Annotated in this window: 18 protein-coding genes; 11 read left to right on the forward strand and 7 right to left on the reverse strand. The window is 24.3% G+C overall.

What is annotated here, in order from left to right:
- Positions 1-204: 204 nt before the first annotated feature.
- The 3 genes from BGI42_RS14800 to BGI42_RS14810 are packed head-to-tail and all read left to right on the forward strand — an operon-like array spanning position 205 to position 2,078.
- Positions 205-558 carry a helix-turn-helix domain-containing protein gene (locus tag BGI42_RS14800; RefSeq protein ID WP_069681107.1) on the forward strand — a complete coding sequence of 118 codons (354 nt, stop codon included), beginning with the start codon at positions 205-207 and terminating at the stop codon, positions 556-558.
- On the forward strand, positions 551-1,384 hold the full coding sequence (locus tag BGI42_RS14805; RefSeq protein ID WP_242984772.1) for an ImmA/IrrE family metallo-endopeptidase: 834 nt from the start codon (positions 551-553) through the stop codon (positions 1,382-1,384). The genes BGI42_RS14800 and BGI42_RS14805 overlap by 8 nt, the downstream gene beginning before the upstream one ends.
- Before the next feature lie 16 nt (positions 1,385-1,400).
- Entirely contained in the window at positions 1,401-2,078 is a 678-nt protein-coding gene (locus BGI42_RS14810; protein WP_069681109.1) for a PIN domain-containing protein, read from the forward strand.
- Positions 2,079-2,226: 148 nt separating this feature from the next.
- Here the strand turns inward: BGI42_RS14810 and BGI42_RS14815 are convergent, their stop codons facing one another.
- Positions 2,227-4,980: a type I restriction endonuclease subunit R gene (locus tag BGI42_RS14815; RefSeq protein ID WP_069681110.1), complete on the reverse strand. Its 2,754-nt coding sequence runs from the start codon at positions 4,978-4,980 to the stop codon at positions 2,227-2,229.
- Positions 4,981-5,677: 697 nt separating this feature from the next.
- On the opposite strand from BGI42_RS14815, the gene BGI42_RS14820 reads away from it, so the two are divergent.
- Complete coding sequence (locus BGI42_RS14820) at positions 5,678-6,097, forward strand: hypothetical protein (protein ID WP_069681111.1); 420 nt, start codon at positions 5,678-5,680, stop codon at positions 6,095-6,097.
- Between the two features lie 62 nt (positions 6,098-6,159).
- Positions 6,160-6,330 carry a YvrJ family protein gene (locus BGI42_RS14825; RefSeq protein ID WP_069681112.1) on the forward strand — a complete coding sequence of 57 codons (171 nt, stop codon included), beginning with the start codon at positions 6,160-6,162 and terminating at the stop codon, positions 6,328-6,330.
- A gap of 89 nt (positions 6,331-6,419) precedes the next feature.
- On the opposite strand, the gene BGI42_RS14830 is transcribed toward BGI42_RS14825, so the two are convergent.
- Together BGI42_RS14830 and BGI42_RS14835 are read right to left on the reverse strand one after the other, a co-directional pair.
- The gene (locus BGI42_RS14830) at positions 6,420-6,719 is read right to left on the reverse strand and encodes a hypothetical protein (RefSeq protein ID WP_069681113.1); all 300 of its coding nucleotides are present in this window, start codon (positions 6,717-6,719) and stop codon (positions 6,420-6,422) included.
- A gap of 93 nt (positions 6,720-6,812) precedes the next feature.
- On the reverse strand, positions 6,813-7,565 hold the full coding sequence (locus BGI42_RS14835) for a ParA family protein (protein ID WP_069681114.1): 753 nt from the start codon (positions 7,563-7,565) through the stop codon (positions 6,813-6,815).
- Positions 7,566-8,181: 616 nt separating this feature from the next.
- On the opposite strand from BGI42_RS14835, the gene BGI42_RS14840 reads away from it, so the two are divergent.
- Genes BGI42_RS14840 through BGI42_RS14850 form a run of 3 tightly spaced genes read left to right on the forward strand, consistent with a single transcriptional unit; the run spans position 8,182 to position 9,669 of the window.
- Positions 8,182-8,727, forward strand: coding sequence for an SPASM domain-containing protein (locus tag BGI42_RS14840; protein ID WP_069681115.1), 546 nt, complete (start codon positions 8,182-8,184; stop codon positions 8,725-8,727).
- Between the two features lie 14 nt (positions 8,728-8,741).
- On the forward strand, positions 8,742-9,020 hold the full coding sequence (locus BGI42_RS14845; RefSeq protein WP_069681116.1) for a PqqD family protein: 279 nt from the start codon (positions 8,742-8,744) through the stop codon (positions 9,018-9,020).
- Positions 9,021-9,024: 4 nt separating this feature from the next.
- The gene (locus BGI42_RS14850) at positions 9,025-9,669 is read left to right on the forward strand and encodes an ABC transporter ATP-binding protein (RefSeq protein WP_069681117.1); all 645 of its coding nucleotides are present in this window, start codon (positions 9,025-9,027) and stop codon (positions 9,667-9,669) included.
- Between the two features lie 294 nt (positions 9,670-9,963).
- Here BGI42_RS14850 and BGI42_RS14860 read toward each other — a convergent pair whose 3' ends face one another.
- Entirely contained in the window at positions 9,964-10,431 is a 468-nt protein-coding gene (locus BGI42_RS14860; protein ID WP_069681119.1) for a GNAT family N-acetyltransferase, read from the reverse strand.
- 505 nt (positions 10,432-10,936) lie between these two features.
- Here BGI42_RS14860 and BGI42_RS14865 point away from each other — a divergent pair.
- The 3 genes from BGI42_RS14865 to BGI42_RS14875 all read left to right on the forward strand — a co-directional run bounded on the left by BGI42_RS14865 (position 10,937) and on the right by BGI42_RS14875 (position 12,117).
- The gene (locus BGI42_RS14865; protein WP_069681120.1) at positions 10,937-11,176 is read left to right on the forward strand and encodes a hypothetical protein; all 240 of its coding nucleotides are present in this window, start codon (positions 10,937-10,939) and stop codon (positions 11,174-11,176) included.
- A 2-nt stretch (positions 11,177-11,178) separates the two neighbouring features.
- Positions 11,179-11,367: a hypothetical protein gene (locus tag BGI42_RS14870; RefSeq protein ID WP_069681121.1), complete on the forward strand. Its 189-nt coding sequence runs from the start codon at positions 11,179-11,181 to the stop codon at positions 11,365-11,367.
- A gap of 447 nt (positions 11,368-11,814) precedes the next feature.
- A complete protein-coding gene (locus BGI42_RS14875; RefSeq protein WP_069681122.1) occupies positions 11,815-12,117 on the forward strand; it encodes a hypothetical protein in 303 nt (100 codons plus the stop codon).
- A 69-nt stretch (positions 12,118-12,186) separates the two neighbouring features.
- Here BGI42_RS14875 and BGI42_RS14880 read toward each other — a convergent pair whose 3' ends face one another.
- From BGI42_RS14880 to BGI42_RS16105, 3 genes are all read right to left on the reverse strand, one after another.
- A complete protein-coding gene (locus BGI42_RS14880; RefSeq protein WP_069681123.1) occupies positions 12,187-12,807 on the reverse strand; it encodes an HAD family hydrolase in 621 nt (206 codons plus the stop codon).
- A gap of 306 nt (positions 12,808-13,113) precedes the next feature.
- Complete coding sequence (locus BGI42_RS14885) at positions 13,114-13,584, reverse strand: DUF2247 family protein (RefSeq protein ID WP_242984773.1); 471 nt, start codon at positions 13,582-13,584, stop codon at positions 13,114-13,116.
- A gap of 38 nt (positions 13,585-13,622) precedes the next feature.
- A complete protein-coding gene (locus tag BGI42_RS16105) occupies positions 13,623-13,760 on the reverse strand; it encodes a hypothetical protein (RefSeq protein ID WP_158523408.1) in 138 nt (45 codons plus the stop codon).
- Positions 13,761-13,765 lie beyond the last annotated feature (5 nt).

Consider the following 13,765-nt stretch of genomic DNA (forward strand, 5'->3'; position numbering starts at 1 on the left):
TTTATATTGTAGCAGAAAACGTCAATATTTTTCTGATGTTTTTTATAAATAATTAATTTAAAAATAAATTTATATAAATGAATAATAAAATTAATTTTTGTTAAATATATAAATAATAAGTTCCAAAATAGAACTTTTATCATATATTACTATTGAACAAAGAAAAAATGTTCTATATAATTTAAAATATAGGAGTGATATATAATGAATAAGTACACAAATATTGGGGATGTAATAACTACTTTAAGGAAAGAAAAGGGGTTAACTCAAGAAGGACTTGGTGAAAAAACAGGATTAAGTAGAACTACTATAGTTAAAATAGAAAATTCGCAAAGAGCACTTTCGCTAGATGAAGCAATAAAGATAGCTAAAGTATTTGACTTAGGTGTGGATACTATGTATTCATATATTAAAGATCAAGAAGATAATGATTATAAGGAAAGCTTTGTTATAGCATTTAGAGCGAACGGTATGAATTCAGAGAATTTAAATGAAATAAAACGTATTGAGCTTTTAGTAGATGCATTATTTACACAAAGCGAAATTAGAGGTGAATAATTTGGATGATTTAAAATCCCTAGCATATGAACAAGCGATAAATTTTAGAGATAAGCATTCATTAGGTAATTATTGTGCAAAACAATTAATTGAAATTATAGATTTACTTCAAATAACTGAGAGAGTTCCTATTAAAATAATAAGAACAGTATTTGATAATGAAAATCTATCTGGTTTTATTGGATTTAAAAAAGGAACTTTTATTATAGTTACAAATACTAACCATAAGTTAGGTAGTGAAAGATTTACTATTGCACATGAAATTTGTCATTTAATAAACAATAGAACTTCAATTAAAAAAAATCCTATAATTGAAGTACTTAGTTGTGATAATAATGATCCAAAAGAAATTAGAGCTAATGCATTTGCTGCAGAATTACTTATGCCAAAAGATGATATAAAAGAACAATTAAATACTCTTACTAAAAATATGAATAAAGATATAACTTCAAGTATTATAGTTCAATTACAACAAAAATATGGAGTAAGCTATATAGCAATTACAAAAAGATTAAATGAAATAGGAGTAATAGATAATAAAAAGCAAAAAGAACTTGAAGAAATTGATTTTGATTCTTCAGCATTAGAAAATTTAACTAAAAATTTAGGATATACTAATGAGTTAAATGTTCCATCTAAAGAAATGTATATATCTCCAAAAGATTTAGAAAATATAAAGGTAAACTATGAAAAATGTCATACTACTTATGATGATTTAGTTAGAATTTTTAGTTATTTAGGATGTGGTCCTGAAAAATTTGGATATGAAAATAATCTTCAAATAACAGATAATGCAATAGAATTTATGAAAAGTTTATCTAAATAAGTGAGGAGATGGAACATTGTCACGAGTAAAAGCAATATTTGATGCTGATATTCTAATTCACTTAGTAAAAACTAATGCTATAGACTTTGCAATAAATACTATAGACTATATATACATTAGTGAATGGGTTTATGAGAATGAAATAAAAAAAACTACAGCAGAAGGAAAAACAATTAAAAAATTAAATAATGTTGGTAAAATAAAAATATTAAAATATGATAAGCTTACTAGTCACCAAAAGATAGTTTTTAAGGAAACATATAAATTACTAAAAGATAAAAATACTAGTACTAATCATGATGATAATTTTATTAATGAAGGTGAACGAAGCACAGCTAGCTTTGCAAAGGCATTAAATATTTACTATTATATGTCAGATGATAATAGGGCAGCACCTCATATACGTTCATTAGCAGCTATAGATATTATAAATTATTGTGATATACTTTTCATATATTTATATGCATATGGTAATATAGCTGAAAAAGATAAATTAGAAAAGTGTTATCAAAATTATATTAAGTTGTATGATGCTAATAAAATTCCCAAAATCCTTAGAAATAAAGATACTACTTATACATTTATTGAAATTATAGGAAGATGTTTTTCTAGATTTGAGCAAACACCGAATTTGAAAAAATTTTTAGATGATGTAAAAGAAAATATAAATAGAAAATTGGCAGTAGATGAATAAGCTTCTAGTTTTAGAAGTTATTAAAAAGAAATAAAGTTTATGCATTTGTCACGTGTTACATGAAAAGCTTTAGTAACGACAACAAATGCATGAACTTTATTTTTCATAGTTCTAAATTATTAATATATAATCACATTTATTCCAAATCTTATAATGAGAATTTTTCAACATGTTCAAATATAAAACTCTTTATTTTTTTAACTAAGTTTCTCTTTTTAAGAAATGGTGCTGTTATATCATCACTTATTTCTTTTTGATTTACTAGACCTGAATATTCATATTCTGATAAATAAGATTTTATATTTTCCTTTTCTAATCCAACTTTACTTGCAAAGTCTTCAACTTCTTCTTCTCTCTTTTCTTCATGATATTTACTGTAAGCTTCATCTATTGAATCTTCTGGTAAAAGGGTTGGAACTACTTTATTTAGGAAAGTTTTTAATAACTCTACCTTTAATCTTAGTTCTTCATTATCTGCTCTATCTAATTCTTTTAGAATATTTTTTACATCCTTATCTCTTTTCTCTTTATCTGAAAGATCTATATCCCTTATTAAATTCATTATATAACTAACATTAATTTTATCTGTATGCATAAGCTCAATACCAAAATCAATATCAGCTAATATAGAAACCTTATTTCCTTCACCTTTTTTAACAGAATCATAAATTAAAAAGTATTTACTCTTAAAATCTTGATAAGTTTGTTCGCTTATACCTAAAATATCCTCTTTAAATTCAAAATCAGTAAAAGTCTGCAATTTAACAAGGGCTTTTGATAATTCTCTAAAGCTAATTATAAATTTTTTCTTATCTTCTTCAGATTCTAATAAATCAACATCCTCTGGACTTTTTGTTAAGGTAAATAATCCCTTAAGTTCATTTTTAAATCTATCTAAGTAATATTTATAGCTTTCCATAAGTACTATATCAGTATTATGTGTTTGTGAAAATAAACCTATAGCAGCATCAGTATTCTTTTTCAAATTTCTATAACAAACTATATTACCATAAGGTTTAGTAGCTTTTTGTACTCTATTTGTTCTAGAAAATGCTTGAATTAAATCATGATACTTTAAGTTTTTATCAACATAAAGAGTATTTAAAGTTTTACTATCAAATCCAGTTAAGAACATATTAACTACAAGAAGTATATCAATTTGTGCTTTTTTTACTCTTTTAGATACATCTGAAAAATAATTAGAAAAAGTATCTGTAGAATAATTTGTATCAAAAATGCCGTTATAATCACTTATCATTCTTTCTAAGCTATCTCTAGAATGTTCATCTTTTCCCTGAAAATCCTCATTTGCTCCATAAGTAAATATACCTGCTATCTTTAAGTTATGATTTAATTTTTTAAACATATCATAATACTTTACAACCATTTCAATACTTTGAACAGTAAATATTGCTGTATATTCCATATTTCTAGTTTTAGCTGGATGATTTTTAATAATATGTTCTGCAACTAAAGAAATACGTTTATCATTCATAAAAACTTCATCTGTATCAATAGCATTTACCTTTGTATCATCATTTTCGTCATAATATCCATCAAAAGTCTTTATGTACTCAACTGAAAATCCTAATACATTTCCATCATTTATAGCATCTTTAATAAGATATGTATGTAAACATTTCTCAAAAAGGTCTGCTGTTACTCTACCATCTTGACTTTTATTTTCTTCAAATCTTGGTGTTCCTGTAAATCCAAAATATTGAGCCTTAGAAAAATGCTTATTTATAGCTTTATGCATATCACCAAACTGTGATCTATGACATTCATCTATTATAAATACTACTTTTTCATCTTTATACTTGTCCATAATATTAGCATATTTAGGTGTCTTTATAGCATTGGCCATCTTTTGAATTGTTGTAACAATTAAAGGCTTGTTTATGTCTTTAATTTGATTAACTAAAGTAAATGTCTTATCTGTTGTATCTACTGAATCAGGCTCAAACTTATTAAATTCTGCAAGTGTTTGACTATCTAAATCCTTACGGTCTACAAGGAAAAATACTTTCTTTATGCTAGGTTCATTTGATAAAATTTGACTGACTTTAAAAGAAGTAAGTGTCTTACCACTACCTGTTGTGTGCCATATGTATCCATTATTATTAGTTTCAAGTGCTCTATTTATAAGAGCTTCAACTGCAAATATTTGATAAGGTCTCATTACCATCAATGCTTTATCACTTTCATTAATAACCATATATCTTGCAACAACCTTTGCTATATGGCACTTTTCTAAAAAGCTTTCTGTAAAATCATTAAGATTGCTAATTCTTTCATTTTTAACATCGGTCCAGAAGAAAGTTTGACTAAATAAAAGTTCCTTATCTGTATTTGCAAAGTATTTAGTATCAACACCATTACTTACCACAAAAACTTGTATGTACCTATATAATCCTTGATATGAGTGCTTTCTATATCTTTCAATTTGATTAAATGCTTCCTTTAAATCCAATCCCCTACGTTTTAACTCTATTTGAATTAAAGGTAGTCCATTTATTAATAAAGTAACATCATAACGATTAGTATATTTTCCAATGACAGTAGTTTGTGTAGTAACTTGAAATCTATTTTTGCACCAATGTTTTGAATCAAAAAATTCTATATAAACTTTTTTACCATCTTCCCTTTCTAAAATAAATTTATCCCTAAGTATTTTGGCACTTTGAAATACAGACTTTCCTTCAACATGCCTTAAAATACGCTGAAATTCCTTATCTGTAAATCTAACATCATCTAATTTATTTTTATTATGTAAATAAAGCTGATGTCTAAAATTTTCTATTAAACCATCTTCATCATCTATCTTAACTTTTTCATATCCTTGACTTACAAGCTGCTTTACTAAAAGCCTTTCAAGTTCTGCTTCACTTTGATATGACATTTTAATACCTCATTTCAATAAAATTTACTCTTTTTATTAAAGATATTAATTCAATAAAAATTGAGTATATTGTTTATTATATGTGAATATACCTTTATTTTCTATAAGTAAATATAAATTATATGTTTAACGAACAAAGTGGCTGCGCCACGTTTTTTAGTTGAGAGTGGATAATTGAGAATTGAAAGTTTTGGTTGAAAATCCTAAAGATTTTCTAAAAATATATACTTTAAAATTTCCTCTAGGAATTTTTTCCTCAACTCTCAACTCTCCACTTTCCACTCTCAATTATCAACCAATATTTGCTTTAACTTAGATTTTATCAGCCTTTCAGACTTTGAAAATTCTATAATTTCCTATACATTAAAAAAGGATTACTAAATTATTAGTAGTCCTTTTTTAAAATATTATAAATCAATATAATAAATTAATATGGTTATCTAATATTAAATATCAATATTAAATATCTATGTTTAATATTTTTAAATTCCTTAAAGTTGAAAATCTTAATATAATAAAACTCCAAGTTTACTTTACTCTATACAGTAAAAGTTTTCTTTATAAGAATATATATTTATATCATGATAAAAAGATATATTTACATCATGATAAGAAGATAAGAATATATCATGATATACTGTTTCAGCTATTTTTAATTAAAATATAGTAAAAATACAATAAAGGAGTGTTAAATAATATGGCCGTTAAAGATGAAATTTGCTCTGTAGATATTATGAATGATGAAGATTTAGGTGAAGTGATTGGATTAGATGATGATTCAAATGATATTGGAACTGTTATAAATACTTTCTCCCTTGGAATCAATGATAATAATAATAGTAAAGACTTTGAAGTATCTAATGTAGAAAAAAATATACCAGATACCAATACTTTAGATTCTAAAAAAATAAACACTAACTCTTCCCCTAAAGGTCTTACAACCCCAATAGATGGAGAATTATTTAATATAAAGCGTAGTTATCAATTTAGAGCTTCTACTTTAAGAAAATTAATAGAACTTAAATCAAAAGATCCTGATATAAATATCTACTTAAATCAAATTATAGATAAAGCAATATGCTATTACTATGATAATATAAATAATAAAATATCCTAAGCTCTGCAAATAAAATCTATCCTTGCATATATATTTATAACTAAATGTAAGGAGGTTTTAAAATGGAAGATATGGTAATGTTAATAACTAATGTTGGATTTCCAATAGCTGTTGCTTCTTATCTTTTAATAAGATTTGAAGCTAAAATAGATGCTTTAACAATATCTATAAATGGCTTAACTAATGTAGTTTTAAACAAAGATAAAGGTGACGATAATGTTTGTAAATCTTAAACTAAAAAAATCCTTATGGCCATAATTAATTTTATAGCCATAAGGATCTTTTATATAACTTATATAAAAGTCTATTTCAGTTGACAATTTTAATCTGTAATTTCTAAATTATCTATACAATGTTGTATCATCATTACGATTAATTCATTTCTAGAATATTTTGTCTTTTTACATATATCATCTAATTTTTTTTGCATTGATCCATCTACATAAAGAGGAAATGATTTTCTAACACTTTTATCTTCTTTTTTCTTTCCAATTGTGAATTTTTTCATTGCTGTTTCATCTTCATTATCCTTAGCATGAGCTTTAATATTATTATCTACATTTAATGTTTTATTTTCCTTTTTAATATTATTTTTAATATTATTTCTTAAATTAATACTCATTTTAATATCACCCTTTAATATTATATTTTAATATACTATTCAGTATTTTATGCTGATATTAAATATTAATACTTAATATCGCTATTTATTTTATTATTTCATACGTTTAATTATCTCATAATATAAGTCTTTATAAGCTTTAGCATATTTATTATTGTACTCTTGCATAGTCTTATTCATTGTTGTAGCTTCTTTAAATTTAATACTATTATATATTATTGTTTTAAAAATATCGTCTTTAAATTCTTCTATAATAACCTCATTTATCTGCTTAGAAAATATAGTCTTTTTATCAAAATTATTTCTTAATATTCCAAGTAACTTTAAGCTATCATTTACACCATTTTCTTTTATGTTTTTAACCAGATTATCAACTAAATTTAAACCTTGCAGAGCACTTGTACTATTATCTATTACTTCAATATAATAATTACTTAAACACATGGCATTCATTGTACATAACCCTAAAAATGGTGAGTTATCTATTATAACTACATCATAATCACTTTTAAACCTTTGAAATTTATTTTTTAAAATAGTCTCTCTTGTTATCTTATTATGAAGCTCACTTTCTAATATGGCAGATTCAATTACGTTTGGAATTACATCAATCCATTCATTATATTGTGCTATACAATCCTCAAAATTTACTTTAGAATTAGAATATAAGTCATATAAATTATATTCAGATTCTACATTTAAAATCTGACTTAAATTAGATTGTGAATCGTTATCTATTAATAATACTCTGTGACCTTGCTTTGCAAACTGCCCAGCTAAATTAATGGCAGTTGTAGTCTTCCCTACTCCACCTTTAACATTAATTATAGATATAATATCACACATTTATATATCACCTCTTTATTAAATATGGTATTTCAATATCATTATATAATATTAAAATACCATATCAATTTAATATTGTAAACTATAATATTAATACTAAGTATTAATATTTATACCTTATAATATGGCTATGTTACCCTTTTTAGCTAAGAGTGAATAATTTAAAACTTAGAGTTTTGAGGTCAAAATTTATAATTTATAGTAACGAGTTTTGAGTTGAAAATACTAAAGATTTTCTAAAAATATATATCTTAAAATTCCCTAATGAAATTTTTCATTAACGATCCACTTTCCACCCTCGCCTCTCAACTAATATTTGATCTAACTTAGATTTTATCAATCTTTTAAATTTAAAAAATTTTATACTTTTCTAGAATATAAAAAGGACAATAAGGACATTTCACTATTGCCTTTTAATTATTTCAAATAGATATGTTATTTTCAAAATTGCTGTAGTAAATAGGCTACACCACCCCCCCTCCGTTAATATATGGTTGTATTTAATAATATTACTAGTTTTTAATATAAAAGAGAGTTAATAGAATTCTAGTGATCTATAATATTATTTTAGCATGTTTCTAAATTAACATTACATAATATTCCTAATGGAATAAATATGACTGTTACTGCTGTAAATTACACTGAAGTAGTCCCATTAGTTGACTATATAAAAAGCAAATATAATATTGAATTTGTTGCTCTCAATAGATTTATACCGAATAGTTATTTGCCTGAAAATATAAATAAAATGTTAATTCCAACCATAGATCAACTTGAAAGTACACTTTCTGATTTAGACATATTAAATTCAAAGTATCCAGATATGAATCTAAAATATGCTATTCATTTTCCACATTGCATAATAAAAAATGAGAAATTAAGAAAATATATTGGCAGATGTGGATTTGGTGAACATTATTGTAGTATTGATATGAATGGAAATATGCAAATGTGTTCTTATGGTGGACCCATATTAGGAAACGTATTTAGCGAAAATTTAATAGATATTTGGAATAATAATTCCACTTTAAATTCATACCGAAGTGAAGATTGGATGCCTAAAAAATGTAAAGATTGTACTTATAGAAATAATTGTGTAAGTGGCTGTAAAGTATCCAGTGGAATTGATCCATTTGCACCAGATATACTTTTAAATGCCTAAAGAAGGTAAGTCATATGATTAATATTTTAGATAAACCATATATAAAAAATTTAATTATTAGATTAGAGAATGATAATGAATATATTCTATTAAATTTATATGGAAAGCCATTAAAAATAAATGATATTGGTAAAAATTTCTTAGAACTATGTGATGGTTTAAAAACAATAGATGAAATAAGTTCTATAATTTGTACTAAATACAATGCAAGTAAAACCCTTGTTATAAAAGATGCTCTAACATTTTTCAATCAAATGGATATATGTAAAGTATTAAAATTTAATGAGGTATAAATAAATGTTAGAAATAAAAAATTTAACTAAGAATTATAAAAGTTTAAATGTACTTAATAATTTTTCTTTAACAATAAATAATAATGATTTTTTAGGTTTAGTAGGTCCCAATGGAGTCGGGAAAACAACTTTAATAAAATGCATAACTGGGATATGTAAAATACAATTGGGAGACATTTTAGTTGATAAAAAATCACTTTTTAAATATCCCTATGAAACAAAACAAAAAATCGGTGTTTGTTTCCAAAATGATACATTCGATAGATTTTTTAACATATATGATACACTAAAATTTAATGCTATGTATAATGGACTTTCTAAAAATGAAGCTATTCAAAGAACTGATGAAGTCTTAAAATTAGTTAAACTTGAAAATAAAGCTAAATGCTATGGAAATGAATTGTCAGGTGGTATGAAAAAAAGATTTCAAATAGCACAATCTATTATTCATAATCCTGAAATAATTATTTTAGATGAGCCTTCTGCCGGAGTTGATTTACAATTAAAAGAAGACTTATATCAATTATTATTAGATCTACATTCAAAAGAGAATAAAACTATATTACTAGTTAGTCATTATTTAGATGAAATCGAAAATTTATGTAATAGAGCTATCTTCATTAAAGATTGTAAACTATTTTTGGAATAGTGTTGGTGCTATAGAAAATTATATTTTCCATCCATTATTATATTTAAGTGGTAGCTTTTTTTCTTTACAATACGTGCCTAAATTTTTATATCCAATCTTCTATATAAATCCATTTTTTCATTTTACTAATGTATTAAGATATACATTTGGAAATGTATATGAATTAAATATTCTTTTATCATTAATAGTATCTATATCTATATTCTTTATTTCAACAATAAGTTGTCTAATTATATTTCATAAAGGATATAGATTATTAGAATAATATTCAAGCCCTATTAATGGGTTTGAATATTATTTATATTGCATTCTCCAAAAATAGTCTTCTCCCAATAAAGTATTTTTCTTATAAAAGCTAATTTTTTTAAATCCATTTTTAAGATAACATTTTATTGCACGTATATTAAATGAACGTACTTCTAATATAATATCTTTGTCACCATATCTTTTCTTACATTCGTCTACTAGCAATTTTACTAACAAATCACCTAAATTTTTTCCACATAAATATGGCTTTAATCCTAAACCAAGCAAAATAAAATTATCATCATTAATAAACCTTCCATATCCACATAAATTATTTGAGTAATCCACAACAGCTATAAATTGTTTTAATCTCTTTTTCTCATCAGTAATTGCCCATTTATCTTCTATCATTTTATCCCAACTAGGACAATTATAAACAAAATAAATATCATTATATTGCCAATTAGATAATTGTTTAGCGTATTCTTCATTTAAACTACTTAACTTTAAATTCATAAAATAATATCACCTCATTAATATATAAATTCTACCGACAAACTAAAAAAATAAACAGACAAAGCTCAATGTATATTCTATTAATTCCCAATTCTTTTACTACTTTATTCATATTATAACCTTTATTTATTCTTTCTTCTATGCTATTCATTTAGTTCTGTAACTCTATGGTAAGTATAAGAAATATGTTGATATAACTTTTTTCCCCCAAAAAAAGTAAATAGGCTAACTCTCCACTAATATAAGGATGTGTTTCATATTCCTTATATTTAGTATGATTTTTATATTATTATCTACATTTAATGTTTTATTTTTAATACTGTAGTTTTTAGCATGTATCTAAATTAATATTATTTAATTTTTAAATCATGTTATGGTATGAAATATGATAACATGACATTTTTATTAATTGTAATTTTATTGATTTTATAAAAAATAAAGAAATTATTCTATCTTTATTAATATAATGTTAAAATATACCATATAGGAAAGGGGATAGTCTTACATGGAAAAAAGACTTATAAAAAATATTGCATTCGCATTATTAATTGCTACAACTACATTATTAGGAGGAAATATTACACCAGCAAATGCTCAAACAATGGACAATGAAGTGAGACTGGAAAATAAAGTAGAAAATCAAATGCAAACTATCCACGTTAAAAACGTAATGGTATTAATGTTAAATGGGAGGTTGTGCGTGGATTATAATTTCATAGAAACAATGGATAAAGGTTATAATTAAATATGAGAAATAATAAAATTTTTCTTTTAAGTATATCACTAATCATTGTAACAGCTATTATGATTCTTTCTAATTGCTTCAGAAGTAGCATAAATAATAATACTTTTGATAATTTAATGATTATATCTGGAATATTATATGCAGGTATAATTATAGTTGCAATTATATTTTTTATAATCAAACATAATTAAGCATAAGACAAGCTGTTAGAATATACTATGTAGATTGTTTGTATCCCAACAACTTGTCTTAATATTTTTTATTTTTTAGTAGAATATATTTATACTTTAAAATTTATAATAAGAATTATTTTATGTACTTTTCATATTTATAAACCGTTGTATCACTAACATATTTCATATAAAAATCCACTAACCGAATTCTATTAGATTCCATTTTCATAATATGTTCTTTTGTTGTTTAACTTTTATCAATATAGTACTATATTAGTATATTAAAATTTTCTATTTAATTCAATTTAATGAAAATTGATACAAATAGTCACTGTTACTAATATTTTTATCCATAGATAAATTGTATTTTTAAATATAAAAATCAGTTTGAATAAAAAGGGTTATTTTAATAAATAAAGATAATATATATCCCTACATAAATTACTTACAGGTGGTGAAACTTACATGGAAAATAAATCATTATTATCAAATATAGGAAATAAAATCGGTATTATTTCCATTAGCATTCCCATAATTCTTCTTGCGCTTATACTAAATTGGTTTTTTCAAATAACACCCTATCAAAAATTAGAAGGGTTACCATTAATGATTACACCTTTTATATGTCCAATAGCCATTATTATCGGAATTATTTCAATAAAAATATCTCCTAAAAAATTATGGAAATGGGGTATTATTCTTAATATAATTTTATTTTTTGCTCCATATATATATTGGCATTTGGGAACACTTTTTTTTGGTGTTTAATATAAAACTTAGTTATGAATTTAGATTTTTTATTTTAAGAAAACTAATGGCCCTTAAATCAAATTACATTTAAATTTTTATAATATTTAATATTTCTTTTGGATTATTCAATTTTATTGTAGCATTTAGATCTTGGTTTTTTGCACCCCATAAGGCAAGTGCACAATCAATTCCAGCATTTTTAGCACATTGCATATCATAAATACTGTCACCTATATAAATTGTTTCAGAAGGAATTGTTTTTGTAAGCTCTAAGCACTTTAAAATAGGTTCTGCTTCTGGTTTATGTTGTACTGTATCATCAGCACAAACAATATAATCAAAGTAATTATTAAGCCCAAATGGATAAAAATCATCAATTAATTCCTGTTTTGTTTTAGAAGTTACTATACCCATTTTTACATTTGACTCATAAAGTTTTTCAATAACTTCCTTTAAACCATTAAAAACTTTTATATCACTATAAAATTCTTTTAAATATTCATTCCATTTTTTTGTTGCATTATCAATATCCAAAATATTAAGCTTTTCCAATGCAACAAATCCAGGAATGCCTAAAGCAAAGGATAATTCATCTGCTGGATATGTTGTACCTTTTTCCAGTTTTAATAACTTTTGTAGTGAATTAATTACAGCTTTTTCTGTATCAATAATAGTTCCATCAATATCAAATAATATACATTTATACAAATGCTAGTCCTCCAATCAATTTAGTAATTAACCAATATGAAATTAGAAATATTGGTTAATTTGTTATTTTTTCATTATTTTAGTTAATTAATTAATGATATTATAACATTACCCAACTACTTCTAAAATAAAATTTATTGTTGGATCTAGATTATTAATATTATGATTATTTTTCATTCTTTAGATTTTATTTCTTAACCTTTAAGCAAAAATATAATCTAAATTATTCACAGATTTTAAAAAATATAATTTTCTAAAGAATAAAAAAAGATACACAATAATATTATGCAGTGAGTTTAATACATTTTATGAAGCAAGATTTACTAAAGCATTTTTTTCTTCTTCTAAAAATTTATCAAGCAACATAATCATACGTAAGTTATTCTCCTCTACCGAATACTTTGTTGGGTCATAGCCTCCTTTTGGTGGCATATATGGTATGAACTCTTCCATCTCAACAGGATACCCAACATCAGCATAAACTTCGGATACTTTACTTAATAGTTCTTTATTATTGTTTATTGTATTTCTTACAACCCTAAGCAAACAATATCTTAGCTTTCTTAACTCATCATTCCAACTAATTGTACCTTTCTCTATTTCTTCAAAACCTAGCTTAATGGGCATTTTCGACAACAGTTCTTCTTTTGAGAATTCTCCTTCACCCCAAGTTAGTTCATTAATAAATTCATTGTCTATATAGGATTCATTAGACATTTCTTTAACAGAGTAATTAGCTAACGCTGAAGTATCAATAAAATTTAAATATAGAGCCACATAGAGAGTTTTCCAATCATATTTAATCTCGGCATCTTCTAATTCATTAATTTTAAGTAACATTGTACATACTCCTTATTTATAATCCCAAATTCTTCTGGTACTCCAAATCCGCCTTTTAGAGGTACAGTACTTTTAGTTCCCTTAAATCCCAAAATAGCGGATACTGTCCCCACACTAT

Origin of the sequence: Clostridium taeniosporum (assembly GCF_001735765.2) — a bacterium.
Lineage (GTDB): Bacteria > Bacillota > Clostridia > Clostridiales > Clostridiaceae > Clostridium > Clostridium taeniosporum.

Coding starts and splice junctions, on each gene's coding strand:
- BGI42_RS14800 (WP_069681107.1), top strand. CDS start 205: ATGAATAAGTACACAAATATTGGGGATGTAATAACTACTTTAAGGAAA.
- BGI42_RS14815 (WP_069681110.1), bottom strand. CDS start 4,980: ATGTCATATCAAAGTGAAGCAGAACTTGAAAGGCTTTTAGTAAAGCAG.
- BGI42_RS14820 (WP_069681111.1), top strand. CDS start 5,678: ATGGCCGTTAAAGATGAAATTTGCTCTGTAGATATTATGAATGATGAA.
- BGI42_RS14825 (WP_069681112.1), top strand. CDS start 6,160: ATGGAAGATATGGTAATGTTAATAACTAATGTTGGATTTCCAATAGCT.
- BGI42_RS14830 (WP_069681113.1), bottom strand. CDS start 6,719: ATGAGTATTAATTTAAGAAATAATATTAAAAATAATATTAAAAAGGAA.
- BGI42_RS14835 (WP_069681114.1), bottom strand. CDS start 7,565: ATGTGTGATATTATATCTATAATTAATGTTAAAGGTGGAGTAGGGAAG.
- BGI42_RS14840 (WP_069681115.1), top strand. CDS start 8,182: ATGACTGTTACTGCTGTAAATTACACTGAAGTAGTCCCATTAGTTGAC.
- BGI42_RS14845 (WP_069681116.1), top strand. CDS start 8,742: ATGATTAATATTTTAGATAAACCATATATAAAAAATTTAATTATTAGA.
- BGI42_RS14850 (WP_069681117.1), top strand. CDS start 9,025: ATGTTAGAAATAAAAAATTTAACTAAGAATTATAAAAGTTTAAATGTA.
- BGI42_RS14860 (WP_069681119.1), bottom strand. CDS start 10,431: ATGAATTTAAAGTTAAGTAGTTTAAATGAAGAATACGCTAAACAATTA.
- BGI42_RS14865 (WP_069681120.1), top strand. CDS start 10,937: ATGGAAAAAAGACTTATAAAAAATATTGCATTCGCATTATTAATTGCT.
- BGI42_RS14870 (WP_069681121.1), top strand. CDS start 11,179: ATGAGAAATAATAAAATTTTTCTTTTAAGTATATCACTAATCATTGTA.
- BGI42_RS14875 (WP_069681122.1), top strand. CDS start 11,815: ATGGAAAATAAATCATTATTATCAAATATAGGAAATAAAATCGGTATT.